We start from the raw sequence: 25115 nt of genomic DNA, 5'->3' as shown, positions 1-25115 counted from the left end.
CAGGATCTCTCGCCCGTCTACACTGTCTCAACAGTGTGCCGGATGTCCGTCTCGACACAACGAGGGGATGACCGGAACAATGCCGACGCTGTCGGCCTGAAAGATTCACTGGAACGACCGATGTCGTCGAGTGGGTTGTCAGGTCTGTCAGTCCTGCCGGCACATATGAACCACAACAGGATGCCAGAGCTTTACCGACAAACCGGTCGGTGATGAAAGCCCGAACAATAGCAGGTTGTTGAAAGTCGCCCCTGCCGCCCGGTGACGCCTTTCAACAGCCTGTTAGCTTTCAGTCCGGTAAGTCCAGAGTCTCGGTCCTGTGGTGGTGATCACAGGGGTTCCCGCAGGGAACCGGAATATGCCAAGAAGAGTAAGGAGTTACCGTGAATCCGGTAAAGAAATCATTTGAACTGGGCGGCAAGACGGTCACGCTTGAAACCGGCCGCATCGCACGTCAGGCCACCGGCTCCGTCCTGGTGACCATCGACGACATCTCTGTACTGGGTACCGTGGTTGCCGCGAAAGAAGCAAAGCCGGGCCAGCCCTTCTTCCCGCTGACCGTGAACTACTTCGAGAAGACCTACGCGGTCGGCAAGATTCCGGGTGGTTTCTTCAAGCGCGAAGGCCGTCCGTCGGAGAAGGAAACGCTGACCTCGCGTCTGATCGACCGTCCGATTCGCCCGCTGTTCCCGAACGGTTTCATGAACGAAGTGCAGGTCATCTGTACCGTCATGTCCTCCAGCAAAAACCAGGATCCGGATATTGCCGGCATGCTGGCGGCCTCTGCGGCGCTGGCCCTGTCCGGCGTGCCGTTTGACGGCCCGGTTGGTGCGTCCCGCGTGGGCTACACCGACGAAGACGGTTACTTCCTGAACCCGACCTTCGAACAGCTGGAAAACTCCAGGCTGGACATGGTTGTGGCCGGCACCGAAGACGCCGTCCTGATGGTGGAATCCGAAGCCCAGGGCCTGACCGAAGACCAGATGCTGGGTGCGGTCCTGTTCGCTCACCATGAAATGCAGACCGCCGTGACGGCCATCCGCGAGCTGGCCGCTGAAGCCGGTCATCCGCGCTGGGACTGGCAGCCGGTTGCAGTGAACAGCCAGCTGGCCGAAGCCCTGAAAGGCGAGTTCTCCGATGCCATCACCGAAGCCTACGGCATCCGCGACAAGATGGAACGGTACACCCGTCTGGGCGAGATCCGTACCCAGGCCATCGAGAAACTGGCCGGTGAAGAAGACGGCCAGCCTGACGAAGCGGAAGTGAAGTCGTACTTCGGCAAGCTGGAGAAGTCCATCGTTCGTCGCCAGGTGATCGAAGGTAAACCGCGGATCGACGGCCGTGACAACAAGACTGTCCGTCCGATCGAAATCGAAGTGGGCGTTCTGCCGAGCACCCACGGTTCTGCGCTGTTCACCCGTGGCGAAACCCAGGCCATCGTGACCACCACGCTGGGCACCGCCCGCGATATGCAGATCATCGACGCGCTGGAAGGTGAGAAAAAGGATCCGTTCCTGTTCCACTACAACTTCCCTCCGTACAGCGTCGGCGAAACCGGTCGCGTTGGTGCACCGGGCCGTCGTGAAATCGGTCACGGCCGTCTGGCCAAGCGCGGCGTTGCGGCGGTCATGCCGACCATCGAAGAGTTCCCGTACACCATCCGTGCGGTATCCGAGATCACCGAATCCAACGGTTCCAGCTCCATGGCCTCCGTCTGTGGTTCCAGCCTGGCGCTGATGGACGCCGGTGTGCCGATCAAGGCACCGGTGGCCGGTATCGCCATGGGGCTGGTCAAGGAAGGTGACCAGTTTGCCGTCCTGACCGACATCCTGGGTGACGAGGATCACCTGGGTGACATGGACTTCAAGGTGGCCGGTACCGCTGAAGGCGTCACGGCGCTGCAGATGGACATCAAGATCAACGGCATCACCGAAGAGATCATGGAAATCGCCCTGCAGCAGGCCTACGCAGCACGTCAGCACATCCTGGGTGAAATGGCCAAGGTCATCTCCGAGCCGCGCTCGACCCTGTCTGACCGCGCTCCGAGCATCACCAGCATGAAGATCCATCCGGACAAGATCCGTGACGTGATCGGTAAGGGTGGTTCGGTGATCCGTGCGATCTGTGACGAGACCGGCGCCTCCATCGACCTGGACGACGACGGCAACGTCAAGATCTACGCCGACAACCAGGAAGCGGCCCAGGCGGCCCAGAAGCGCGTGATGGAAATCACCGCGGAAATCGAAGTGGGTGCCATCTACAAGGGCACCGTGGCGCGGATCGTCGACTTCGGTGCCTTCGTCAACATCCTGCCGGGCAAAGACGGTCTGGTGCACATCTCCCAGATCGCCGAGCGTCGCATCGAGAATGTCACTGACGAGCTCAGCGAAGGTCAGGAAGTTCTGGTCAAGGTGCTGGATGTGGACAACCGCGGTCGCGTGAAGCTGTCCATGAAGGAAGTGAAGGAAGGCGAACAGCCGACCGATTTCGGCGCCTGATTTCAGGTTCCGGAAGTGAAAAAGCCGCCCCTCGGGGCGGTTTTTTTGTGCCTGAAATAAGGCATGGGTAGGGTGTCAAACGGACTTGGGAGTGGATGCCATCGCTTCCGTCGCCTAAGAGGGCCGTCCATGGCCGCTTATGCGACGAGGACATCCTGTCCTCTGCTCCAGCGATGGCATCCATGGGTTTCGATCCGACCTTTTAAAGCCCCCCGAAGCGTCCACAGCATTTTCGGATTTGTAGCAGATGTTTAGCTTCTGAGGCGCCGTCAGGTGCCCATGTGTCTGTATCGAGCGCCGGGTTATTGACCTGAGTCCTTCGAGCTCACTGCAATCTCCCCCGCCGCCGCTTCTTTCAGGAAGCTTTCAACCGCATCCCGATACGCCGGAATCACAAACGTCGACGCATGGGGCGTGTCCGTCTGCAGGAACTGTTTGGGCTGTTTGGCGGCTGTGTACAGGGTCGTGCCATTGTGGAAGGGAATGATCCCATCACGAATGCTGTGAATCACCAGCAACGGCACCGGGCTGATCTCGGCGATGTGGTCGACGCCTTCGTAGTCGTCCGGGATGGTCCAGCTCAGCGGGATCTGGAGCGGCCAGGTGAGCCAGAAACTGTCCAGTTTTTCCCGGGTGATGGCACGAAAGCCGGCGAAGGTGCTGTCCAGCACGACGGCGGTGAGTGGCGGTTGCTCCTGGCGTTGGGTCCACTCGGCCGCCAGCATCAATCCCAATCCGCCGCCCAGGCTCTGGCCAAGCAGGTAGTAGGGGCCGGTGTCCGGCTGCCGGACCAGCCAGCGAAAGCCGGCTTCGGTGTCCGCCAGGGCGCCCTCGATGTCCGGATCGCCGGTCGACTCGCCAAAACCCCGGTAGTCGATCATGAACACGTTGTATCCTTCCTTGGGTAACCACGCCACATTCAGGATGTGGCTGCTCATATTCTGGGCGTTGCCGTGCAGGTAGTACACGGTGCCGTGGTCCTCACCCTCGGCTGGCAGCCACCAGCCGTGAAGGCGTTCCCCGTCGACGGTGTCCACGTAGACGTCCCGGTAGTCCAGGTTGAGCCGGTCTGGCGTGATATAGATCGTGCTGTCCGGATAGAAGAACAGACTCGAACAACCGCCCAGCGACAGCAGCGATAACGACAGGCAAAGACTCAGAAGTAGGCGTTGAATCCGATCTGCCATGTGGTGTCATACCTTTCGAAATGGTGTTTTCGTTCCCAGCCGGCGCTCAAGCCGATATTGCGTTCCAGGTGCCAGCCGAGACTGGCGTAGGCGATGTCTTCCCGGTCGCCGTCGCCAATCAGCCAGGCCTTGCTTTTGACGCCTCCCGTCACGCTGACCCGATGCCCTTGGTACAGCCATCCCAGATCGGCCCCGGGCGCCAGGTCATAGCCCTTGTCCAGGTCGTCGTCGATTTCCAGGTCGCCGGTCCCCATGGCGTAGATCTGGCTCTGATCGGACGTGGCCCAACCGAAACCCGCCCCGCCGTCGAGGTAAGGGGTGAGCACGCGGTTGCCGGATTCGATGTCGGTCCGCCGGGCACCGAAGCCCACCTGCCAGGACAGGGGGGTGAAAAAGCGGTCGCGCACGGACAGGGAGCGGATTTCCACGCCGATCAGCTTCTCCAGCTGCAGCTCATCTTTATCCGTGTAATAGCGGGTATCGAGACGCAGGAACTGCAGCTGGGCGCCCTGACGATAGCCTTCGGGCGGATCGAGGACGTCGTGATAGGCCGGGCGCAGGGTCATCTGGACGAAGTTGCGGTCGCCCTGGCGACCGCCGGCGACGCTGGCGAGAAAAGTGTCGTGGCCCTGGTCGTCGCGCACCGCTGGCTCCGGCGGCTGTTTCAGCGGTTCGGCATCGTCGATTTGGCTGCGTGCCTTGAGCAGGTCGTAGGACAGGGGAGCTGCCCTGTCGCGGGGCCACTCTTCCTCATGGGCTTCGTAGCGGACGTAATCGTAGGTGGCGTCGAGCACGTGCGCCCGATCTTCATCCGGCAGGGCCTGAACCTCCGGGCTGTCCACTGTGCGGGATCCCTCGGCGAGGTCGGCGGCGAGATCTCGCTCCTCCGGTGAGAGCTGCTCAAGGTAATGCGCAACGACGGTGGCCGAGGACGGTCGGTAGTTCACCGAAGCCACCAGGTCATGATCCACCACCCAGCGGACCGTGTCTGACGGGATGGCGTGAGTGTTCACTTCGTCCAAGAGCTGCGTGCCGGGGCGAGCCACGTCGATCAGCGCCAGCAGCCGATAGGCGCAATTCTCGTCGAAGAAGTAGTAGTCGAAGTTCTTGTCCCGGATTTCCCAGGCGTGGGCCAGCAGCCGGTCGGTTTCTTCCGGGGTGAGGTTCAGCCGGTATTCCCACAGGTCGCGGTTTTCGATATCCGAGTAGAGTTTGATCTTCTCGTAATAGGGCTTGACCGAGGTAATACCCGGGTAGCCGCCAAAAATCCCCCGATAGGCGAACATGATCTCGCTGTCGTGAGCCGAGGCATCGGCCGCATAGGAAACCGTACTGGCCAGCAGCAGGTCCGCATCGCGATCGCGCGTGTCGGCCGGATCCAGTCGCAGGAAGGTATGCCCGAACATGGACGATGGACTGTTCAGGTAGGAGGCTGCAAAGACCAGTGTGACGGTCTTGGTGTTCAATTCATCGCGCCAGGTTTCATAGGCCGGGCAGTCGGCGGGCGGTGCGGGCATATCGAGCCGCGTGCGCAGCCACTGGTCCCGGGCAGGAAAGCGGCAGCGGGCGTGATCATCGCCGGTGCCGGGAGCCTGGATGGCGGTGAGTGTCGCCTTCAGTTCGGCCAGCGGTGAATCCTTTCCTTCGGCGCTCAGGAAAAAGGCATCGTCATCGGCTTGCGAGGTATAGCCGCCGAGCAGGTCGGGCCGGTAATGCCCCAGGTTCAGCCAGACGGGATCATGCGCCAGTTGCTCCAGTGGTTCGGAAGCCTCGGCGTTGGACAAACACAGCAGTGTGCAAATGGCGGCCAGCAAACGGGGAGTGCGCCCCGACATCAGACGTCGTTGCATGTCATCTCGGATGGTTCTGGGTAGGTTGGCCGAAGCCGGTTGAGGCACCGTCCCTGGTGCCGGTTACCGTCCGTGGCGCCTGTTCTCGTTAGGCGACGTACTTGCTCAGTCCCTTATGGGATTCCATCAGGGCAACAATGGCAGAAACGGCCTGGTCAGAGGTGGTGTCTGAGGACGGGAAGATGGTGGCGAAGTTGTCCTGCATCAGCTTGCGGAATTCAGGACGATCCGCCTTGTCGATGTTCAGGAGTACCGCCAGGGTGTCCAGGTTCTCGCCTTCGCCGCGAGACATGTCACGCGCGACCTTGTCGACGTTGCTGTCCATATACATGGCCATGGACTGGATCGACTCGTTGGTATTACAGCCCAGGGTACCGGTGGTCATCCCGAAGGTCTGGTTACCCAGCGTTCCGTTGGTCGTGGCGGCCAGTACGTGGGGGGCAATACCGGACTGGCCCTTCCAGATCATGGCGCCAACGCCACAACCCGGCTGTGCAAAGGCAAGACTGGATGCACCCAGAAGCATGGCACCTGCGATCAGTTTTTTCATTGTCCAACTCCTTGTCGTGTTATGTCATCGATCTGAAAACATTGACTAACGGCCCTGACGTTTCTGCTATTTCCGCGTTGCATGTCGCGGCGTACCTGACCGTTGCTCCGAGTATAGTTCAGATCTGCGGCGTAATGATTAAATCGGCCACAATTGACTGATAATAGGAGTAAAAAAATGAACACGGCGGTAACATATATTCTTTTTTGCTATATAAAATATTTTTTAACTTATTATTTGTAATATGCCTGTCACTTAATTATAGTGCGCCCCGCCAAGACGGCTCATTTATGTCACACGGAGAGAGTAGTTGTGAAAAAAGCACTGATTGCATCCAGCCTGTTGCTGGCCGGCGCCCTGAGCGGCTGTAGCTCCATGAACGTCAGCTCCACTCCGGTACCGCTGGCGGGTACGGTAAGCACCGATATCAAGGCCGATATCGATGTGGGTGAGAAAATCACCGGCAAGTCCCACGCGACCAAGATCCTGTTCTTCACCGTCGGTGGTGACAACGAGTACGCCGATGGCGTGGCGTATGGTCAGGGTGGCGGCTCTGCGCTGTCCGTCCTGGATGCGGTAGCACCGGTCAAGGCCGCTGCGGCCTACAACGCCATCAAGTCCTCAGGTGCTGACGTGATTGTGGCTCCGCGCTACACCGTCAAGAAGCAGGACTACCTGGTTTACGGCACCATCGACGTGACCGTAGAAGGGTACAAGGGCACCATCAAGAGCGTTGACTGAGTCTCTCGCGTCTTCCGCTCAATAAAAAGCCGGGCATTGCCCGGCTTTTTTGTGCCTGTTCGGAGGGTGTCAGCCGCCGAGGTAGGCCTTTTGCACATCCTCGTTGGCCAGCAGGTTGGCCCCGCTGTCTTCGAGGCGGATGCGTCCGGTCTCCAGCACATAGCCCCGGTCGGCGAGCTTCAGCGCCTGCTTGGCGTTCTGCTCGACCAGGAAGACGGTGATGCCGTCGTCGCGCAGGGTGCTGATGATCTCGAAGATCTGCTTGATGATCAGCGGCGCCAGACCCAGTGACGGCTCATCGAGAATGATCATCTCCGGCTTGGTCATCAAGGCCCGGCCAATCGCCAGCATCTGCTGCTCACCGCCGGACATGGTGCCGGCGCGCTGGTTGCGACGTTCCTTCAGGCGCGGGAAAAGCTCGAACACGTGGTCCTGGCTCTTGCGGATCTCCTGCTTGGAGGTGAAGAACCCGCCCATGTGCAGGTTTTCCTCGACCGTCAGGCCGGGAAAGACCCGGCGCCCTTCCGGCACAATGGCGATGCCGGAGCGCATGATCTGGGCCGTCGGCTTATGGGTGATGTCTTCGCCCTTGAAAAGGACCCGGCCGGAACTGGCCTGGGGATCCCCGCACACGGTCATCAGCAGCGTTGTTTTGCCCGCGCCGTTGGCGCCGATCAGAGAGACGATCTCGCCCTTCTGGATCTCGACAGAGACGCCGTGCAGCGCCTCGATCTTGCCGTAATGGGTATGGATATTTTCAAGTACCAGCATGGTGTCTCCCTTACTCCTCGCCCAGGTAGGCTTTGATCACATCGTCATTGGACCGGATTTCCTCCGGCGTACCACTGGCCAGGGGGCGCCCCTGGTTGATGACGTTGATGCGATCGGAAATGCCCATGACCAGGCTCATGTCGTGCTCGATCAGCAGCACGGAGACGCAATAGTCCTCCTTGAGGCTGACAATCAGCTCGTTGAGCTCCCGGGTTTCGTTCGGGTTGAGACCAGCGGCCGGCTCGTCGAGCATCAGCACGTTTGGCTCGGTCACCATGCAGCGGGCAATTTCCAGGCGGCGCTGCTGACCGTAGGCCAGGTTGCCGGCGTCGCGGTTGGCCATCTCCATAAGGCCCACACGCTCCAGCCAGTAAGCGGCCCGCTCCAGGGACTTCTCCTCGCGCTTGCGGTAGTCCGGTGTCTTGACCAGACCGGAGAAGAGGTTGGTGTTCAGGTGACGATGCTGGGCCACAAGCAGGTTTTCCACCACCGTCATCTTGCTGAACAGACGGACGTGCTGGAACGTCCGCACCATGCCCATGCGGGAGATCTTGTAATCCGGCTTGCCCTGGATCGGGCGGCCCTTGAACGTGATCTTGCCGCCGGTTGGTCGATAGAAACCGCTGATGCAGTTGAACACCGTGGTCTTACCGGCGCCGTTGGGACCGATGATGGACACGATCTCTCGCTCGCCCACATCCAGGGACACCTGATCGACGGCCAGCAGGCCGCCGAAACGCATCGACAGGTCGCGTACTTCAAGCATGGTCAGTCACTCCCGCTTCCTGTTTCTTGAGGTTGATGTGGACCCGGGTCATGGGCAGCAGCCCTTGTGGACGCCAGACCATCATCAGCACCATGGCGGCACCGAACACCAGCATCCGGTATTCCGAGAATTCACGGGCCAGCTCCGGCAGGATGGTGACGGCAATCGCTGCCAGGATAACCCCCAACTGCGAGCCCATACCGCCCAGCACCACGATGGCCAGCACGATAGCCGACTCCAGGAACACGAACGACTCGGGGCTGATAAAGCCCTGCTTGGACGCGAAGATGGTGCCGGCGAACCCGGCGAAGAAGGCGCCGATGGTGAAGGCGGACAGCTTGACCGCGGTCCGGCTCAGACCCAGCGAACGGGCTGCGATTTCATCTTCCCGCAGGGCTTCCCAGGAGCGCCCGACCGGCATGCGGATCAGGCGGCGGATGATGAACAGAGTGAACACCGCCAGGATCAGGGTGATCAGGTAGAGGAAGATCACCTTGTGGGTGCTGTCGTAGGGAATGTTGAACACTTCGTGGAACGAGGTGTTGCCCTCGACTTTAACCCGGCGACCAAATTCCATGCCGAACAGGGTCGGGTCCGGGATGCCGCCGATGCCGTCCGGGCCGTTGGTCAGGTCGGTCAGGTTATTCAGCAGGATGCGGATGATTTCACCAAACCCGAGCGTCACGATGGCCAGGTAGTCGCCCCGCAGTCGCAGGACCGGGAAGCCGAGCACGAAGCCGAATGCGGCGGCCAGCACGGCACCGATCGGCAGGGACATCCAGAAGGAGAAGCCGTAATACTGGGACAGCAGGCCGAAGGTGTAGGCACCGACCGCATAGAAGGCCACGTAGCCCAGGTCCAGCAGGCCGGCCAGGCCCACCACCACGTTCAGGCCGAGGCCCAGGATGATGTAGATCAGGACCAGTGTGGCCAGGTCGACTGCACCCCGCGAGGCGATGAACGGCCAGAACATGGCGCCCAGCACGATCAGGACCAGGGCGACGCGTTCAAACCTGATGCGTTTTTCCTGCGGCATCGGCTGGCGGTCCACCAGCGGGTTGAGGGCCTTCACGCGACCCAGTCCACCCAGGATCGCCGGACGGAAAAGCTGGAACAGGAACACGATCAGCACGGCCAGGGAGATACCCACATAAGTCTGAGTTTCGGCGCCGGTCAGCTTGATGCTGATGCCCTGGGCTTCCAGGTTCAGCCCCAGGATGGGGTAGGAAATAACCAGTGTTATGAATGCGCAGAACAGCGCATGCCGGAAATTCTGTGCAATCATCAAATCTTCTCCACTTCCGGTTTGCCGAGCAGGCCGGTGGGCCGGAACAGGAGGATCAGGATCAGCAGGCCGAACGAGACCACGTCCTTGTACTCACTGCTCAGGTAGCCCGACGTGAAACTCTCGGCGACCCCCAGCACCAGGCCGCCCAGCATGGCGCCCGGAATGCTGCCGATACCGCCCAGAACCGCTGCGGTGAAAGCCTTGAGGCCGGCAATGAAACCGAACAGTGGATCGATCGAACCGTAATACATGCCCAGCAGCAGCCCCGCGACAGCCGCCAGGGAGGCGCCGATCACGAAGGTCGCGGTGATGATACGGTTGGTGTCGATGCCCAGCAGGCTCGACATCTTGAGATCCTGGGACACGGCGCGACAGGCGCGACCGGTTTTGGAGCGGGAAATGAACAGGGACAGACCGGTCATACAGATCAGCGTGACGATGAAGATCGTCAGCTGCATGTACGACAGGTTGGCCTGGAAGGTGCCGTCTTCGCCGCCACCCAGAGAAATGCCGCCCTCGATCAGCAGCGGAAAGCCGATGTTGCGCGAGCCCTGAGCCAGGTGAACGTAGTTCTGCAGGAAGATGGACATGCCGATGGCGGAGATCAGCGGAATCAGGCGGTGTTGTCCGCGGACAGGGCGATAGGCGATGCGCTCCACCGCCCAGCCCATGGAGCTGGAAACGATGATGGCACAGATCAGGGCGACCAGCAGGACCAGCGGGATCCAGGCAGGGCTGGTCACGGCCAGGCCGGTGATCACGATCAGCGAGACATAGGCGCCGATCATGTAAATCTCACCGTGGGCAAAGTTGATCATGCCGATGATGCCGTACACCATCGTGTAACCGATGGCGATCAGGGCATACGCGCTTCCCACCGTCAGCCCGTTGATCAGCTGCTGGAGAAAGTACATTACGTCGTGCATTGTGGGAAAACTCCGATAAAGAAAAACCCCGGCTGGCGATCACACGGACAGAAAGCTGCTTGTGGCACAGTGCTCAAACGCTTTACATCCATGAATGCTTGCCGGGGTTCCAAAAAAACACCTTCCCCCTCGTGAGGGGAAGGTGTCCTCAGAAGGGCGTGGCTATGGGCCGTTCCCTTCTTCATCGTCCATTACCGATTTTTAACGGTGATTATTTTACCGGAGTTTTGCTGCCATCTGAATGCCATTTGTAGACAACGAAGTCGAATGACTTCAGATCGCCGGACTGGTCGTACTGAACTTCGCCGATCGGCGTGTCGAAGGTGCCTTCGCGCAGGGCGGCAGCCACTTCATACGGATCCTTGGAATCGGCTTTCTCGATGCCGTCGGCAATCAGCTGAACTGCGGCGTAGGAGGTCAGCACGAACGGACCAGACGGGTCTTCACCCTTGTCCTGGAACGCTTTGACCAGCTTCTGGTTCTCGGCTTTCTGGTCGAAGCTGGGCGGCAGGGTGACCAGCAGGCCTTCGGCTGCGTCGCCGGCGATGGTGTTGATGTCCTTGTTACCCACGCCTTCCGGACCCATGAACTGGGCGTCCAGGCCAGCCTGTTGCGCCTGACGCAGGATCAGACCCAGCTCCGGGTGGTAGCCGCCGTAGTAGACGAAGTCTACGTTGGCCTGCTTCAGCTTGGTGACCAGGGAAGAGAAGTCCTTCTGGCCGGCGGTGATGCCTTCGTACATCACCACGTTGATGCCGTCGTCTTCCAGGGTGGACTTCACAGCGCTGGCGATGCCTTCACCATACTGCTGCTTGTCGTGGATAACCGCCACGCGCTGGGGTTTCAGGCTGGCGATGTAGTTGCCGGCAACCGGGCCCTGCATGCTGTCCAGGCCGATGGTGCGGAAGACCAGTTCATAGCCGCGATCGGTGATGGCCGGGCTGGTGGACGCCGGGGTAATCATCAGGACGCCTTCGTCCTCGTAGATGTCGGAGGCCGGCTGGGTGGAGCTGGAGCACAGGTGGCCCACGACGAAACGAACACCGTCGTTGACCATGTTGTTAGCGACCGTGACCGCCTGCTTCGGGTCACACACGTCGTCCTGTTCGACGGCAACGAGTTTTTCACCCATCACGCCGCCGTTGGCGTTGATCTGCTCGATGGCCATGCGCGCGCCAGAGAACTGCATGTCGCCGTACTGGGCTACCGGGCCGGTCATCGGGCCTGCGATACCGATCTTGATGTCCGCATTCGCGGTCCCTGCGGCCATCACTGCCAGCGAAGCGCCTACCCCGACTACAAGCTTGTTCAGTTTGGTTTTCATTTTGGTTTGTCCTGCCTTAAAGATCACTGAGAACATTTTTGGTGTTTTTACAGCCACGCCGAGCCTCTGCGCGCGTAGCGATGAGACTAACAAACACCACACGTTGAACGTTGTCAAGAAAGCGCCCCGGTGAATGATGATGAATTCATCGGTCGGGTCCGGGGCGCGATGTGCGTTAAACAGGCAGGGATCGTGCCAGTATCAGGCGGAGGGGGGCGTTGCGTCGGGATCCTCGATCTCTTCCGGGTTGATCAGCTGCTTGAACTGTTCGAAATCCTTGAGCCGGGCGAAGCTGGGGTCCACCGACGCGTCGTCCCGGTAGGCTTCGGAAATCTCGATGGCGCTGCCCAGGCTCTTGATGGCGTCTTCCCAGCGGCCAATCTCAGCGTAGGCGCAGGCCAGCTGATAGTGGGGGTGGCCGTTGTCCGGCGCCAGCTTCAGGGCGCGCAGGCAGAGGCTGATCGCCCACAGCGGCTCGTTCAGTTCCAGCACGGCGTCGGCTTTATAGCTGAGCGCCTCCACATCGTCCGGTCGCAGGTCGAGGATCTGGTCATAGACGGCGATCTTGTTCTGCTGCGAGGTTTCCTGGCTGGCCTTGAGCCAGAGGGAGTGCACTTCGTTGGTGCGTTCGATCTCTTCCTGGTTGCGGTTGATGATGTCGGATTTCTGCTGCAGCTGTTCCTCGATGAACTTGAGCCGCTTCTCGTATTCCACCACCAGTTCATTCACACGTTTCTCCGCCACGCTGGCCAGCTGGTTGCGCATATCCCGGATGGAATTCCAGCCGATAACGACGAGAATAGAGGTGGCCCCGGCGATCAGGTAGAAGAAGTAGGTCACCGTGTCGGTGGCGTAGGACATGGTTTTGTCGGCGACGGTCAGTTCCTTGTCCACCACTTTTTCGATCAGCTCGGCGCGAGTGCTCTGGATTTCGGTCCGCAGGTCTTTCACCTGATCCAGCAGGTAGCGCTCGATGAAGGGGTTGTACATTGGTTCTTTCAGGTGGTCGATGCGCTCTTCGACGTCATCTGCCGTGACCTTCGTCGGCTCGCCGGTCTGGGCCGCGGCGGTCGTATCGGTATCCGGCGTCTCCATGTCCTGGGCGTGTATTGAGGCCGCAGCCATCGTCAGCCACAACCCGGTCAGGGCGGGGGCCAGCCAGTGGAATGCGCGGGAGGCGCGCAGGGCAGAAAAGCGGGAAATCAGCGTCGTCATGACCGTCCTGTGTTTGTTTTGAAGCATAAAGTTTTGCACGGGCTCTCTCTGTCGAACCAGGAGACACACCCGGACCCAGGCCACAGCATAGTGCCTCAGTGGCGCGACTCGGGCAAAGGGTGCTGCGCAAGACTGATTAGACTTTAAACGAATGAATAGTTAGAGTTATAAATATTGGTCCTGTTAAATCCTGTGCGCCGCGTCCGCAATGCGGACAACTTCAGGACAGTGTAGACCGCCACAGGGGGCCTCGGGCAGTCCGTAATGTCCGTCCACCCCGGGAAGGCGTCAAACGATTTCCGTATCCGTCTGCACAGCCGGCGTCCAACAAGCTATTTGTAGTGATGTCTGACAGCAAAGTTTTGTACTCAAAAAAGATAGCGCACTATAATCGCGAGCTCGCCGAGCCGGTAGCGTGGGATACAGTCATGAATAACTATGAGCAGGTGCTTGTCGCTCTTCGTCGGGTGATCCGGGCCACCGATCTTCACTCGAAACGCCTCAGTAAGCATGCTGGCCTGACGGCGCCGCAGTTGCTGATCATGCGGACCATCCGCGACCTTGGGCAGGTGACCATTGGCACCATCGCCGACAAGGTCAGCCTGAGTCAGGCGACCGTGACCACCATCCTGGATCGGCTGGAACACCGCAAGCTGGTCTACCGGGTGCGCAGCACTACGGACAAGCGCAAGGTCCATGCGCACCTGACGGAAGACGGCGCCGAATTGCTCGCCCAAGCGCCTCAGCCGCTTCAGGAAGACTTCATCCAGAAATTCCAGAGCCTGCACGAATGGGAGCAGAGCATGATTGTCGCCTCCCTGCAGCGCGTCGCCAGTATGATGGATGCCGACAGTATTGACGCTTCGCCGGTCCTGGATGTTGGGCCGATCAATCGTGAAGATGGCTGGAAGGGTCGTAAGAAGCAATCTGCGGGCTGAAGTCGGTCATCTTTCACATTTTTATGCATTTCCCTCCCTAAATTTTCAGCGCACCTGGCCGATACCTGCGGCCGGGAATGCTTGTATCCCGTTGGTCCCTGCCTGTGCTGTTTTGTAATCGTTACATACGGTTACGGCGTTTCTTGACCTGGATCAGGAATGGCTGGACAGGTGTCGTGATTTTATGCGCGTGCCCCGGAAGCCTGGATATTCCATATTAGGGTCTATAGTTGCTACAGAGGCACCGAAGGAAGCGTGTCGAGTGGCAAACAACAAGGATTGAAACAGTCTATGAGACGTAACCTTCCCGTTACCCAGCGCGAAGTTCGAATGGCGGAGGACGGCCGCCTGATCACCACCACCAATCTCAAGGGGGTGATCACTTACTGCAACGACGAATTCGTGACTATCAGCGGTTTCTCCCGTGATGAGCTTGTGGGGCAGGCCCACAACATTATCCGGCATCCGGATATGCCGCAGTCGGTGTTCAAGCACATGTGGGACACGCTCAAGGCTGGCAAGGCCTGGATGGGTGTTGTGAAGAACCGATGCAAGAACGGCGACCACTACTGGGTCAGCGCTTACGTCACGCCGGTTCGTGAAGGTGGCCAGATCGTGGGCTACGAGTCCGTGCGGACCGCGCCGAGCGAAGACCAGAAACGCCGGGCGGAAGAACTCTACCGGAGGCTCAACGCCGGCAAGACCGGCGCCGGACTGGTCAAACGCGGCAACATGCGTAACAGCGTTATGGTCAGCCTGCCGGTGCTGAGCTCGCTGGTGGCCAGCGTGATTGCGGTGCAGTGGGCATCGCCGGCCGTTGCGACCGTCATCATTGTGCTGTCCCACCTGGTGGCCGGGTTCTCGCTGAGAGGGTTGATCGAGCATCGAATCAGCGGCCTCGTGGACCTGCGTAAGGACGCGTTTGCCGATCCGCTCATTGCCATGACCTACACGGGCCAGCGTGGCCGCTTCGGTGAGTTGGCCATGTTGCTGATCAGCGAAGAAGCGCGCCTGCGCACGGCGCTGGCGCGGATTGAGGATCAGGCCGGAATCCTGGCAAGTCACGCCTCGACCAGTCACAAGGCCATCAATGAAGGCGCCGGCTACATTGCCAAGCAGCGGGCGGAGACCGACCAGACCGCATCGGCGATCAACGAGATGACCGCGTCGATTCAGGAAGTGGCGGAGAACGTCGGTCGCAATGCGAAGGAAGCGGAGGCGGCCAACGAACATGCCTCCCAGGGTATGGACCTGTCGCGCCAGGCCCTGAAAGCAATTGAGGTACTGGTTGAGCGGGTCCACGAAGTCGGCAATGCGGTGGAAACGCTGGGGCAGTCCACAGAGAGCATTGGCCAGGCGGCCAAGCTGATCTCCGACATCGCGGAACAGACCAATCTGCTGGCCTTGAATGCCGCGATCGAGGCGGCCCGGGCCGGTGAGCAGGGGCGCGGTTTTGCGGTGGTCGCGGATGAGGTGCGCTCGCTGGCGGCCCGCACCCGGGAAAGCACGTCGCAGATTCACAGTGTGATCGAGGATTTCCGCCACCAGGTTGATACCGCCGTGAGCACCGCGCGAGATGGTGAGGTCGTGGCCGGCTCCGGCCTGGACAAGGTGCGCGAATCCGAACGGGCCCTGAATGAAATTGTCGACGCGATCAGCCGGATTACCGATCGCTTCCTGCAGATGTCGGCTGCCGTCGAACAACAGAGCCAGGTGTCCGAGGAGATCAATCGGCAGGTGGTCAATATCGCAGAGCTGGCGGACAGCAGCACTGATCGCGCGGAAACCGCCGACAAGGTCAGCGAGGAGCTGATGCGTTTCTCCGATGGCCTGCGGGATCTGGTGGCCCGGTTTATCGGTCGGCGGTAAACCGGCGCGACAAAGGGAGGGCATCCTGAGCGGTGCCCTTTTTTTGGAGCAAAAAAAAGGCGTCCAAATTGGACGCCTAATGGGCTCTTCTCAGATGACAGGGATTCGACGCGAATGCGATGAAATCCAATGGTTAAAAGTGTAAGTATCGACCCCGTTTTGAACCATAGTGGATTGCGCGTACGGGCAATCCGTTATGCTGTAAGCCGCGTCAATTGTGGCTTTCGGGTCGATGCGCTTCGTCAGTGCACGCTCGCTCCACGCCGGGGTTTGTTGCCAAAACAAACCGTGTACACATCGGCATAATGCTTCGCAAAATGGACATCCAGACCTTCCTGCAGGTACCCGGGCAACTCCTCATAATCGCCCCGGTTCCCTTCTGGCAGGATCAGCGTGTTGATCTTCTGCCGACGGGCTGCAATGACCTTCTCGCGAATACCGCCAACCGGTAGGACCTGCCCGGTCAATGTCAGTTCCCCGGTCATGGCGATGCCGGCCTGCGGGGCCTCCTTGCGGGCGATCGACAGCAGGGCTGTGGCCATCGTTACGCCGGCGCTGGGCCCGTCTTTCGGCGTGGCGCCCTCTGGCACGTGCAGGTGGACGAACGACTTGTCAAAGAACGCGGGATCACCCTTGTAGCGTTTCAGGTTGGACGACACATAGCTGTAGGCAATCTCCGCCGATTCGCGCATGACATCGCCCAGTTGTCCGGTCAGCTTGAAACCCCGCTGGCTGGAATGGATGCGCGAGGCTTCGATACTCAGGGTGGCACCGCCCATTGCGGTCCACGCCAGACCGGTGACCACGCCCGTGCCCTTGAGGGATTTCTCCTTCTTGAAATAGGGCTGGCCGAGGTAACCCGGCAGGTCGCTGACGCCCACTTTCACGGGCGTATCGGGCTCTTCCAGCAGTTTGACGATGCCTTTACGGACAATCTTGTGCAGCTGCTTCTCCAGATTGCGCACGCCGGCCTCCCGGGCATAGCCCTCGATGACCTGGCGGATAGCCGCATCGGTGATGTTGAGCTGCTTCTTGAGCAGGCCCGACCGCTTGAGCAGGCGGGGCAGCAAGTGGTGCTTGGCGATCAGCAGCTTTTCCTCGGCGATGTAGCCGGACAGGCGGATGACGTCCATCCGGTCCAGCAGCGGCCGCGGGATGGTGTCCAGCTGGTTGGCGGTGCAGATGAACAGCGCCTTGGACAGGTCCATCCGCACGTCCAGGTAATGATCGAGGAAATCCTTGTTCTGTTCCGGGTCCAGGGTTTCCAGCAGGGCCGATGCCGGATCCCCCTGGAAGGACGCACCGATTTTGTCGATTTCATCCAGCATGATCACCGGATTGTCGACGCCGCTGTCTTTCAAGGCCTGCACCAGCTTGCCGGGCATGGCGCCGATATAGGTGCGGCGGTGGCCCTTGATCTCGGCCTCATCCCGCATGCCGCCCAGACTGAAACGGTAGAACTGGCGTCCCAGCGCATCGGCGACTGAGCGACCGATTGAGGTCTTGCCTACACCGGGCGGGCCGACGAGCAGGATGATCGAGCCGGAAACCTCCTGCCGATAGGCGCCTTCGGCCAGGAATTCGATGATGCGGTCCTTCACGTCTTCCAGACCGTCATGGTCCCGGTCCAGCGTCTCGCGGGCCTGTTTCAGGTCGAAGTGATCCTCGGAATGCTGGCCCCAGGGCACCTGCGTCAGCCAGTCCAGGTAGTTACGGGTCACGCCGTATTCCGGCGAGCCCTGTTCCAACACCGACAGCTTCTGCAGCTCGTCCTTGAAGCGTTGCTGGACGTGCTCCGGCGGATCCAGTTTGTCCATGCGGGTCTGGAAGTTTTCCACATCGGCGGTTTTGTCGTCCTTGGCCATGCCCAGCTCGCGCTGGATGACTTTCAGCTGTTCGCGCAGGAAGAACTCCCGCTGGTGCTTCTGGACCTTGGTGTTGACCTCTTCGTTGATCTCCGCCTGCAGGCGGGCCACTTCCTGCTCTTTCTTCATCAGCAGCAGGACTTTCTCCATCCGCCGCAGCAGCGGCACGGTGTTGAGGACATCCTGTAGCTCAGGGCCCTTGGCGCTGGTCATGGACGCGCCGAAATCGGCCAGCGGCGAGCTGTCGTCCGGCCCGAAACGGGACAGGTACTGCTTCACTTCCTCGCCATAGAGCGGGTTGCTGCGCAGCAGGTCCTTGATGGCGCTGATGATGGCCAGGGTGTAGGCCTTGAGCTCGTCGGCTTCTTCCTCCGGCTCCTGTGGATAACTGACTTCCACCAGGTACGGCGGTTTGCGGCGCAGCCATTGGACGATGCGGAAGCGCTGCAGCCCCTGGGCGATGAACTGGATCTTGCCGCCTTCGCGCTGGGTCTGGTGGACCCTTACGGCGCAGCCCATGATCTCCAGGTCATCGCTCTCGGGAACGGCCATTTCTTCGTCGGCGTCGACGAAGCACAGGCCCAGGACCTGATGATCGGTTTCCTTCACGCGCTTGAGGGTTTCCTGCCAGGGGTCCTGGTTGACCACCACCGGCTGCACCTGGGCCGGAAAGAACGGGCGGTTCTGGACCGGCAGCAGGTACATGCGCTTGGGCATCAGCTGCTGGGGCAGGGCAAGGCTCTGACGGTTCTCGTCCTTGCCGATGTACTCCATGGTGTCATCGTCGTCGTGATGGGTATCGGTCATGATCACTAGGCGTCCTTATTCAGAGGCTCTGTCTCTTCCGTATGTGACGGCATAGCCGGGAATTTCAAGCGGCGCAAGGTTGTTGGTTGAGGCCCGCTTGAATTCCCGGCCATTGGCGCCATAAAAGGTCTACGGTTTGATATAGTTTCCTGATGACATTTCCTTTCCGGACAAGGTTTGCAGACATGAGCGAGTCTCCCTACGTATTTGAAGCCACCCTCGACAACTTCCAGGACAAGGTCATGCAGGCGTCCATGCAGACGCCGGTTCTGGTGGACGTCTGGGCCGACTGGTGCGCGCCCTGCAAGCAGCTTATGCCGGTCCTGGAAAAGCTGGCGGACGAATACAAGGGTGCGTTCCTGATGGCCAAGGTCAACGCCGACGAGCAGCAGGAACTGACCGGCCACCTGGGCGTACGCAGCCTGCCGACCATCCTGCTGGTCAAGAACGGCCAGGCCGTGGATGGCTTCAACGGCGCGCTGCCGGAGAGCGAAATTCGCAAAGTGCTGGATAAGCACGTCGAGGCGCCGGAGGAAAACCCTCACGACAAGGCCAACCGTTTGTGGGAAGAAGGCGACCTGAATGGCGCACTGGAAATCCTGACCGGCCTGAACCAGGCGGACCCGGAGGATATCGCCGTCCTGATCGACCTGGCGCAAATCAAGGCGGAGCTTGGCGATACCGAGACCGCCCAGCAGATCCTCGACAGCCTGGCACCGGAAGACAAGATGCAGCCTCACGCCCGCCAGCTGGCCGCACGCCTGAAGTTCATGGAACAGGCCGGGCAGCTGGCACCGGTGGCGGATCTGGAGAAGCGTCTGGAGGCGGATCCGAAGGATTGCGAAGCGCTGCATCAGCTGGCCCTGCAGCACGTTATCAAGGAAAACAACGCCCAGGCGATGGAGCTCCTGATCCGTCTGATGCAGGTCGATGCGGGTTACAAGGACGGGGTGGCCAAAACCACACTGGTCGAGCTGTTCGACAAGCTGGGCAACACCAACTCCGATGTGCGGACCTACCGCCGCAAGCTCTACACCCTGATGCACTGACAGGGCGGGGCGCAGCCGGTGATCCATGATGCTGAAACTGCCCCCGCAACCGGATCGCTGTGAGCTTTGCGAGCGTCCTGTCGCCAAGCTCACCCGACACCACCTGATCCCCCGCCGCCTACACAGCAAGAAGCGCTTCCAGAAACTCTTCACCCGTGACGACATGATCACCCGCACCCTGTGGGTCTGCCGTCCCTGCCATAGCGCCATCCACGGCACCTGCTCGGAGTACGAGCTGGGCATGCACTACAACACCCGGGACAAGCTGATGCAGCTGGACGACCTGCGCACGTTCGTCGACTGGTTGCGGGACAAGCCGGAAGGGTTTGTGCCGAAGCGTGGGCGTCGTGGGTAAAACGTTTAATGATTGGCTTGGTGGCTTGCTTGGATCGGGTGCCTGAAGCCAATGGGCGCCATCGCTTCCGTCGCCTAAGAGGGCCGTCCGTGGCCGCTTATGCGACGAGGACGTCCTGTCCTCTGCTCCAGCGATGGCGCCCATTGGCTTCGATCGAACGGCGGTGCAAAACGCCGGGCCGTTTTTCTTGAGGCAGCTACTCGAGACTCGACCGAAGCGAAGGGATGTCAGCCCTGGAGGAGGGACAGGGACGTCCCGGTTGTATTAGCCGGCCATGGATGGCCGTCTAATATCAACGGAAGGGCTGACATCCCTTCGCTTCGACTCCCCGGGTATAGGATTTCATTGGCTTCAGCCCCACCGTCGAAAACCAAGGATCATTGGGGCAGAAACAAAAAAGCCGGACACATGGTCCGGCTTCTCGCTCACAGGTGAAACGGCTTAGCCATTTCCCTTGCGCATCGCTTCATACTCATCCTCAAAGAAGAACTTCTCTTCCCCGAAAGCCGGTTCCAGCTCATGCAGCCAAGTGGCCGTATCGCTGTACTTGGCGAAGAACGGGCGCTGCACCCAGTCCGGATTGCGGCCCTGCAGGAAGCGCAGGACGAACACCTTCTCGCCCTTGATCTCGGCGATACCCTGGATTTCCACCTTGCCCGGACCGGCACTCATGGACGGACCGCGCGCGGTACGACCGAGGCCGGAGACGTTTTTCATGGCTTCGCGATAGATCTCGTAAGCCTGCGCCAGTGGCAGCTCGAAGTAGTTCTTCGCGCCGGTGTCCCGCTCGACGAACATGTAGTAGGGGATGATGCCCAGCTGGACCTGCTTCTTCCACATCTTGGCCCAGGCTTCGGCATCGTCGTTGACGTGCTTGATGATCGGGCCCTGGGCGCGGATTTCCGCACCGGTGGCGCGGATGCGGCGGATCGCTTCTTCGGCGATCTCGGTGGTGATTTCCTGCCAGTGGTTGTAGTGGGCCATGATGGCCACGTGCTTGCCGCCTTCCACCAGGCGGGCGAACAGGTCGATCAGCTCATCCGCGTCCTTGTCGGTCACGAAACGATACGGCCAGAAGGTCAGCGCCTTGGTGCCGATGCGGATGGTCTGGATGTGATCGAACTCCGGTTCCAGCAGCGGCTCCAGGTATTGCACCAGGTTCTTGGTCTTCATGACCATCGGATCGCCGCCGGTGACCAGCAGGTCGGTGACCTCGGTGTGGTTGCGCAGGTAGCCGTGCAGCTTCTCGGCGTCGGTGCTGGCCATCTTCAGGTCCTTGTCACCCACAAACTGGGCCCAGCGGAAACAGAAGGTGCAGTAGGAGTGGCAGGTCTGGCCCTGGGACGGGAAGAACAGCACGGTTTCGCGGTATTTGTGCTGCACGCCTTCAAGCACTTCACCGTCCAGCTTGGGCAGGTTCATCTGCATCTGGCCGGCCGGGTGCGGGTTCAGGTCGTCGCGGATTTCCTTGGCGACCGCCTGGATCTCTTTCTTGTCGGCGCCGCTGCGATGCATGTCCGCCATGCGCTCGTAGTGCTCGGGCTTGAGCATCTCGCGCTGGGGGAAAACCAGTTGGTAAATCGGATCGTTGGGCACCTGGTCCCACTGGATCAGCTCGTTGATCACGTATTCGTTGACGCGGAAAGGCAGGACGCTGGAGACCACCTTCATCTCGAACAGGGTCTCTTCAGGCAGCGACTGGATGGCTTCGATCTTGTCCAGTTGACGGTCGGTGTAGACCTGGAAACGACGTTCCTCGAATTCGACGGTGGGAATGCGTGCAGAGAACGTTTCAGGGGCGTTAACGATTGAATTCATAGGCCTCCCTCTCTCCTGTTGGCTCGGGCAGCGTTTCTGTGACGCCGCTGGCAAATGGCTGAGGCAAAAAAGGGACGGCAACGCGCTGTCGTGCGCGCGGTAGACGCGGTGTTCCTCTGGCTGTGACTCCCTCCTTTTGCCCCGGTACAAATCGGGAAGCGGAGTATACCGAATTGCCTCAATATTTTCAGGTCTAATTAAATTTTCAGTGCCGTCAATCGTTTAGCAGAGCACTTCTCGGTAAGTTTCCGAAATTTCGGTGGAAATTATGCAAGGATACTGGCGGGGCGTTACGAAAATATTTCGTGTCAAAATGGAAAGCGGGGAGTGAAGGGCCAACTCATCGTGACCCGATGATGTCTTGAAGACCGCTGGCGGAGGTTTCAACGACAGAGATAAACGATCAATTCCCGCGGACCATGGGCACCGTACGCCATCGTCTGCTGGATATCCGCCGTCTTGGACGGGCCGGAGATGAAGATCAGGTTGGTGGGCATGCCGTGGCGGCTGTAGTAGACCATGGCCGTCGGCATGTCCGGAAACAGGCTGCCTTCGCGCACGATGACGACGTGTACCGGCGGCACCAGGGACAGGGTACGAGGGGCCTCTGGCCGGCTTTCCACAATCAGGGTGCCGGTGTCGGCGATCCCGCCCTGGGCCTGGCTGAGGCTGATGGGTGCCGAATCGAACAGGGCCGCTTTCTGGCCGTCCCAGTCATCAAACACGGTCACGGACGGGGCCGAACCGTGTGCCTGCCAGATAGCCGCGGCTTCGTCGCGGCCGACCCACCACTGCTGCCAGTTCCGCTCGGTCGCGAGTGAGGCCAGATGATCCGGCCAGTCGGCCTCGGCCATCCGGAACACCTGCGCATGGGCGGCTTCCAGGGCCGTGACCATGCTGTCGATGTTCGGCGCTGAGGGCGTAACGGCGATTGTCTCCGGTGCCGGATACGGCGTTGCCGGCGACGCGGCGCGCCCGTGACGGAGTCGGGACAGGATACGATCGCGGGGTTTCATTGGCGGTGATCCTTCTTATGGTGACGCATCCACCCCTGGAAGCTTTGCTCTGCCGGTTCGAGCGGCGCTCGATGGCGGGTCCAGGCCCGTGGCAGCGGAGGCAACAGGCGGCGGGCGCGAGTGGCCGCGCGAGTCACCAGCCGATAGACCGCCGGTCGGGTGTGAATCCATTGCCAGGCTCGCCAGATCAGCGCCTCGCTGACTCGTCGCTGGCGGCCGTGGCCTCGAACCGGGCTGGCGGGATCGGCGCTGACACCTTCATGGCGCAGGCGACGAATCAGGTCGGGCAGGGGAATCCGCACCGGGCACACTTCTCCACAGGCACCGTTCAGACTGCAGGCCTGGGTCAGCTTCCCGGCGTGATCCAGCCCGAACAGCTGCGGCATCACCACTTGGCCGATGGGGCCGGGGTAGACCGTGCCGTAAGCGTGACCGCCCAGCCGCTCATACACCGGGCAGTGGTTCATGCAGGCGCCGCAACGGATACAGCGTAGCGTGGCCCGCAACTGGCGGTCGGCGTAGATGCGGCTGCGACCGTTGTCGATCAGGACCAGATGGACCTGCCTCGGGCCGTCGCATTCGTCTTCCCGGCGCGGTCCGCTGATCATGTTGACGTAGGTGGTGATCGCCTGACCGGTGGCGGACCGGGGCAACAGGCGCATCAGATCCGGCAGGTCAGTCAGCTTCTCGATGACTTTTTCGATGCCCATGACGGCAATGTGCGTGTCCGGCACGGTGGTGGACATGCGGCCGTTGCCTTCGTTCTCCACCAGACACAGAGTGCCGGTCTCGGCGATCGCGAAGTTCACGCCGGAGATGCCCACATCCGCCTCGGCAAAAGCCCGGCGCAAAACCCGGCGGCCGGTGCCGATCAATTCATCCACATCCTCGGTGTAGGGCGTATCGGGAATTTGCTCGGCGAACTGGCGGGCGATGCTGGCCTTGTTGCGATGGATGGCCGGCATGATGATGTGGGACGGTGTTTCATGGGCCTGCTGGACGATGTACTCGCCCATATCCGATTCCAGACAGGTGAAGCCGGCGTCTTCCAGCGCGGTGTTGAGGCCGATTTCCTCGGTCGCCATGGATTTGCCTTTGACGATGCGCTGGCCGTTCACCGCCCGGATCAATCCGGTAATGATGCGGTTGGCATCGTCCGCCGTCTCGGCCCAGTGCACCTGGATGCCGTTGTGCCGGCAACGGTCCTCCAGCTGTTCCAGCAGGTCCGGCAACTGGGCCAGCGCCCGGTCGCGGATGGCGGCGCCGCTGTCACGCAGGGTTTCCAACGCGTCGACGTCGGGAAACTGGGCGCGGCGCTTGTCCCGCAGGAAGGTCATGGCGCCGTGGAAGCTTTCCCGGAGTTCGGCATCGCCCAGGGCATCGTGGATGCGGACGCCGAAGTCCTGGTCGGGGTGGTCGGTGAAGCCGCTCATGGGGTGTCGCCTCCGGTCCGCTTCCAGAGAAATTCGGCCAGGTGCTCGGCCGGCAGATTGGCGCCCTGTTTACGCAGCATACCGTCAATGTTGAGCAGGCAGCCGCAGTCGCTGCTGAGGAGTTGGTCTGCCTCGGTGGCTCGAATGGCGCTGCATTTGTCCGTGGCCATCGCCGCAGAAATGTCCGACATCTTCACGGCAAAGGTGCCACCGAACCCGCAGCAGGCTTCGGCGTTTTCCGGCTCGCAGACGTCCACGCCCTTGAGCTGTTTCAGCAGGGCGAGACCGTCTTCGCGCACGCCCATTTCACGGCGCGCACTGCAGGAGGTATGCATGACGATCTTCACCGGATCGCCGTGATCCTGCCACGTCACCTGCAGCACCCGGTTCAGGAATTCATGCAGCTCGTAGGTGCGGGCGGCCAGATCCTGGGCGGCTTCGGCCAACGGCCCGTCGGCCAGCAGGCTGGGATAATGATGACGCAACATCCCGGCACAGGAGCCGGAGGGCACGATCACGGGGATCGGCTCATTAAAACGGCGCACCACCTGGCGGGCAACGGCCCGGGCTTCGTCATCGTAGCCGGAATTATAGGGCGGTTGCCCACAGCAGGTCTGCTCTTCCGGGAAGACCACCTCGACGCCTTCCCGTTCCAGCAGACGCACGGCCGCCATGCCGGCCCGGGGATGGAAGACGTCGATCAGGCAGGTGCCAAAGAGGTAAACGCGATGGATCGCGGGAGCGTTCATGCAGTAACCCGGCGTTAGTGAGGATGCTCTGTATAGACTAGTGTGCTATCGAGGCAAGATAGAACCTCGCGGGCTCAGACATTGGTCGCAGGCCCCTTGT

The 25115-nt window shown here is 60.6% G+C and carries 20 protein-coding genes; 6 read left to right on the top strand and 14 right to left on the bottom strand.

Annotated features, from left to right (window positions below):
• The first annotated feature begins 383 nt into the window (after positions 1-383).
• Positions 384-2498, top strand: a complete 2115-nt coding sequence (gene pnp / locus J3364_RS10445) for a polyribonucleotide nucleotidyltransferase (protein ID WP_349558293.1) — start codon at positions 384-386, stop codon at positions 2496-2498.
• 302 nt (positions 2499-2800) lie between these two features.
• Here the strand turns inward: pnp and J3364_RS10440 are convergent, their stop codons facing one another.
• The 3 genes from J3364_RS10440 to J3364_RS10430 all read right to left on the bottom strand — a co-directional run bounded on the left by J3364_RS10440 (position 2801) and on the right by J3364_RS10430 (position 6085).
• On the bottom strand, positions 2801-3685 hold the full coding sequence (locus J3364_RS10440) for an alpha/beta hydrolase (RefSeq protein ID WP_349558292.1): 885 nt from the start codon (positions 3683-3685) through the stop codon (positions 2801-2803).
• Positions 3655-5535 (bottom strand): Lnb N-terminal periplasmic domain-containing protein, encoded by a 1881-nt coding sequence (locus J3364_RS10435; protein WP_349558291.1) that lies wholly within the window; start codon positions 5533-5535, stop codon positions 3655-3657. Before J3364_RS10435 ends, J3364_RS10440 begins: the two co-directional genes overlap by 31 nt.
• Before the next feature lie 88 nt (positions 5536-5623).
• Positions 5624-6085, bottom strand: coding sequence for a DUF3015 domain-containing protein (locus J3364_RS10430; protein WP_349558290.1), 462 nt, complete (start codon positions 6083-6085; stop codon positions 5624-5626).
• 312 nt (positions 6086-6397) lie between these two features.
• On the opposite strand from J3364_RS10430, the gene J3364_RS10425 reads away from it, so the two are divergent.
• Positions 6398-6826: a hypothetical protein gene (locus J3364_RS10425; protein ID WP_123635329.1), complete on the top strand. Its 429-nt coding sequence runs from the start codon at positions 6398-6400 to the stop codon at positions 6824-6826.
• Positions 6827-6895: 69 nt separating this feature from the next.
• Here J3364_RS10425 and J3364_RS10420 read toward each other — a convergent pair whose 3' ends face one another.
• The 6 genes from J3364_RS10420 to J3364_RS10395 all read right to left on the bottom strand — a co-directional run bounded on the left by J3364_RS10420 (position 6896) and on the right by J3364_RS10395 (position 12996).
• Positions 6896-7597, bottom strand: a complete 702-nt coding sequence (locus J3364_RS10420) for an ABC transporter ATP-binding protein (protein ID WP_123635330.1) — start codon at positions 7595-7597, stop codon at positions 6896-6898.
• Between the two features lie 10 nt (positions 7598-7607).
• On the bottom strand, positions 7608-8363 hold the full coding sequence (livG, locus tag J3364_RS10415; protein ID WP_123635331.1) for a high-affinity branched-chain amino acid ABC transporter ATP-binding protein LivG: 756 nt from the start codon (positions 8361-8363) through the stop codon (positions 7608-7610).
• Complete coding sequence (locus J3364_RS10410; RefSeq protein WP_349558289.1) at positions 8356-9648, bottom strand: high-affinity branched-chain amino acid ABC transporter permease LivM; 1293 nt, start codon at positions 9646-9648, stop codon at positions 8356-8358. The genes livG and J3364_RS10410 overlap by 8 nt, the downstream gene beginning before the upstream one ends.
• Positions 9648-10577, bottom strand: coding sequence for a high-affinity branched-chain amino acid ABC transporter permease LivH (gene livH / locus J3364_RS10405; protein ID WP_123635333.1), 930 nt, complete (start codon positions 10575-10577; stop codon positions 9648-9650). Before livH ends, J3364_RS10410 begins: the two co-directional genes overlap by 1 nt.
• A gap of 211 nt (positions 10578-10788) precedes the next feature.
• Positions 10789-11901 (bottom strand): branched-chain amino acid ABC transporter substrate-binding protein, encoded by a 1113-nt coding sequence (locus J3364_RS10400; protein ID WP_203143139.1) that lies wholly within the window; start codon positions 11899-11901, stop codon positions 10789-10791.
• 201 nt (positions 11902-12102) lie between these two features.
• Positions 12103-12996: a TPR end-of-group domain-containing protein gene (locus J3364_RS10395; protein ID WP_349558350.1), complete on the bottom strand. Its 894-nt coding sequence runs from the start codon at positions 12994-12996 to the stop codon at positions 12103-12105.
• A 548-nt stretch (positions 12997-13544) separates the two neighbouring features.
• On the opposite strand from J3364_RS10395, the gene J3364_RS10390 reads away from it, so the two are divergent.
• Complete coding sequence (locus J3364_RS10390; protein WP_123635335.1) at positions 13545-14054, top strand: MarR family winged helix-turn-helix transcriptional regulator; 510 nt, start codon at positions 13545-13547, stop codon at positions 14052-14054.
• A gap of 291 nt (positions 14055-14345) precedes the next feature.
• Positions 14346-15923 (top strand): methyl-accepting chemotaxis protein, encoded by a 1578-nt coding sequence (locus J3364_RS10385; protein ID WP_349558288.1) that lies wholly within the window; start codon positions 14346-14348, stop codon positions 15921-15923.
• A 242-nt stretch (positions 15924-16165) separates the two neighbouring features.
• Here the strand turns inward: J3364_RS10385 and lon are convergent, their stop codons facing one another.
• A complete protein-coding gene (lon, locus tag J3364_RS10380) occupies positions 16166-18595 on the bottom strand; it encodes an endopeptidase La (protein WP_349558287.1) in 2430 nt (809 codons plus the stop codon).
• Between the two features lie 185 nt (positions 18596-18780).
• Here lon and trxA point away from each other — a divergent pair, with 185 nt between their 5' ends.
• Positions 18781-19644 carry a thioredoxin gene (gene trxA, locus J3364_RS10375; protein ID WP_349558286.1) on the top strand — a complete coding sequence of 288 codons (864 nt, stop codon included), beginning with the start codon at positions 18781-18783 and terminating at the stop codon, positions 19642-19644.
• A gap of 28 nt (positions 19645-19672) precedes the next feature.
• On the top strand, positions 19673-19999 hold the full coding sequence (locus tag J3364_RS10370; protein ID WP_349558285.1) for a hypothetical protein: 327 nt from the start codon (positions 19673-19675) through the stop codon (positions 19997-19999).
• Positions 20000-20440: 441 nt separating this feature from the next.
• On the opposite strand, the gene J3364_RS10365 is transcribed toward J3364_RS10370, so the two are convergent.
• From J3364_RS10365 to J3364_RS10350, 4 genes are all read right to left on the bottom strand, one after another.
• Positions 20441-21817, bottom strand: a complete 1377-nt coding sequence (locus J3364_RS10365; protein ID WP_349558284.1) for a KamA family radical SAM protein — start codon at positions 21815-21817, stop codon at positions 20441-20443.
• A 383-nt stretch (positions 21818-22200) separates the two neighbouring features.
• Entirely contained in the window at positions 22201-22833 is a 633-nt protein-coding gene (locus J3364_RS10360) for a LutC/YkgG family protein (RefSeq protein WP_349558283.1), read from the bottom strand.
• Positions 22830-24266 (bottom strand): LutB/LldF family L-lactate oxidation iron-sulfur protein, encoded by a 1437-nt coding sequence (locus tag J3364_RS10355; RefSeq protein ID WP_349558282.1) that lies wholly within the window; start codon positions 24264-24266, stop codon positions 22830-22832. The genes J3364_RS10360 and J3364_RS10355 overlap by 4 nt, the downstream gene beginning before the upstream one ends.
• Positions 24263-25015, bottom strand: a complete 753-nt coding sequence (locus J3364_RS10350; protein ID WP_349558281.1) for a (Fe-S)-binding protein — start codon at positions 25013-25015, stop codon at positions 24263-24265. The genes J3364_RS10355 and J3364_RS10350 overlap by 4 nt, the downstream gene beginning before the upstream one ends.
• Between the last annotated feature and the right edge of the window lie 100 nt (positions 25016-25115).

It is taken from the genome of Marinobacter sp. NFXS9, assembly GCF_040148665.1.
Lineage (GTDB): Bacteria > Pseudomonadota > Gammaproteobacteria > Pseudomonadales > Oleiphilaceae > Marinobacter_A > Marinobacter_A mangrovi.
Note: the sequence above shows the minus strand (reverse complement) of the source record. Positions and strands in the feature narration are given on the sequence as shown.

What these genes read in the sequence shown, in the direction of transcription:
- J3364_RS10350 (WP_349558281.1), bottom strand. Translation starts at nt 25,015, where the DNA reads ATGAACGCTCCCGCGATCCATCGCGTTTACCTCTTTGGCACCTGCCTG.
- J3364_RS10385 (WP_349558288.1), top strand. Translation starts at nt 14,346, where the DNA reads ATGAGACGTAACCTTCCCGTTACCCAGCGCGAAGTTCGAATGGCGGAG.
- J3364_RS10400 (WP_203143139.1), bottom strand. Translation starts at nt 11,901, where the DNA reads ATGAAAACCAAACTGAACAAGCTTGTAGTCGGGGTAGGCGCTTCGCTG.
- J3364_RS10355 (WP_349558282.1), bottom strand. Translation starts at nt 24,266, where the DNA reads ATGAGCGGCTTCACCGACCACCCCGACCAGGACTTCGGCGTCCGCATC.
- J3364_RS10360 (WP_349558283.1), bottom strand. Translation starts at nt 22,833, where the DNA reads ATGAAACCCCGCGATCGTATCCTGTCCCGACTCCGTCACGGGCGCGCC.
- J3364_RS10430 (WP_349558290.1), bottom strand. Translation starts at nt 6,085, where the DNA reads ATGAAAAAACTGATCGCAGGTGCCATGCTTCTGGGTGCATCCAGTCTT.
- lon (WP_349558287.1), bottom strand. Translation starts at nt 18,595, where the DNA reads ATGACCGATACCCATCACGACGACGATGACACCATGGAGTACATCGGC.
- J3364_RS10435 (WP_349558291.1), bottom strand. Translation starts at nt 5,535, where the DNA reads ATGCAACGACGTCTGATGTCGGGGCGCACTCCCCGTTTGCTGGCCGCC.
- J3364_RS10370 (WP_349558285.1), top strand. Translation starts at nt 19,673, where the DNA reads ATGCTGAAACTGCCCCCGCAACCGGATCGCTGTGAGCTTTGCGAGCGT.
- J3364_RS10440 (WP_349558292.1), bottom strand. Translation starts at nt 3,685, where the DNA reads ATGGCAGATCGGATTCAACGCCTACTTCTGAGTCTTTGCCTGTCGTTA.
- J3364_RS10420 (WP_123635330.1), bottom strand. Translation starts at nt 7,597, where the DNA reads ATGCTGGTACTTGAAAATATCCATACCCATTACGGCAAGATCGAGGCG.
- livG (WP_123635331.1), bottom strand. Translation starts at nt 8,363, where the DNA reads ATGCTTGAAGTACGCGACCTGTCGATGCGTTTCGGCGGCCTGCTGGCC.
- J3364_RS10410 (WP_349558289.1), bottom strand. Translation starts at nt 9,648, where the DNA reads ATGATTGCACAGAATTTCCGGCATGCGCTGTTCTGCGCATTCATAACA.
- J3364_RS10395 (WP_349558350.1), bottom strand. Translation starts at nt 12,996, where the DNA reads ATGGAGACGCCGGATACCGATACGACCGCCGCGGCCCAGACCGGCGAG.
- J3364_RS10365 (WP_349558284.1), bottom strand. Translation starts at nt 21,817, where the DNA reads ATGAATTCAATCGTTAACGCCCCTGAAACGTTCTCTGCACGCATTCCC.
- J3364_RS10390 (WP_123635335.1), top strand. Translation starts at nt 13,545, where the DNA reads ATGAATAACTATGAGCAGGTGCTTGTCGCTCTTCGTCGGGTGATCCGG.
- trxA (WP_349558286.1), top strand. Translation starts at nt 18,781, where the DNA reads ATGAGCGAGTCTCCCTACGTATTTGAAGCCACCCTCGACAACTTCCAG.
- livH (WP_123635333.1), bottom strand. Translation starts at nt 10,577, where the DNA reads ATGCACGACGTAATGTACTTTCTCCAGCAGCTGATCAACGGGCTGACG.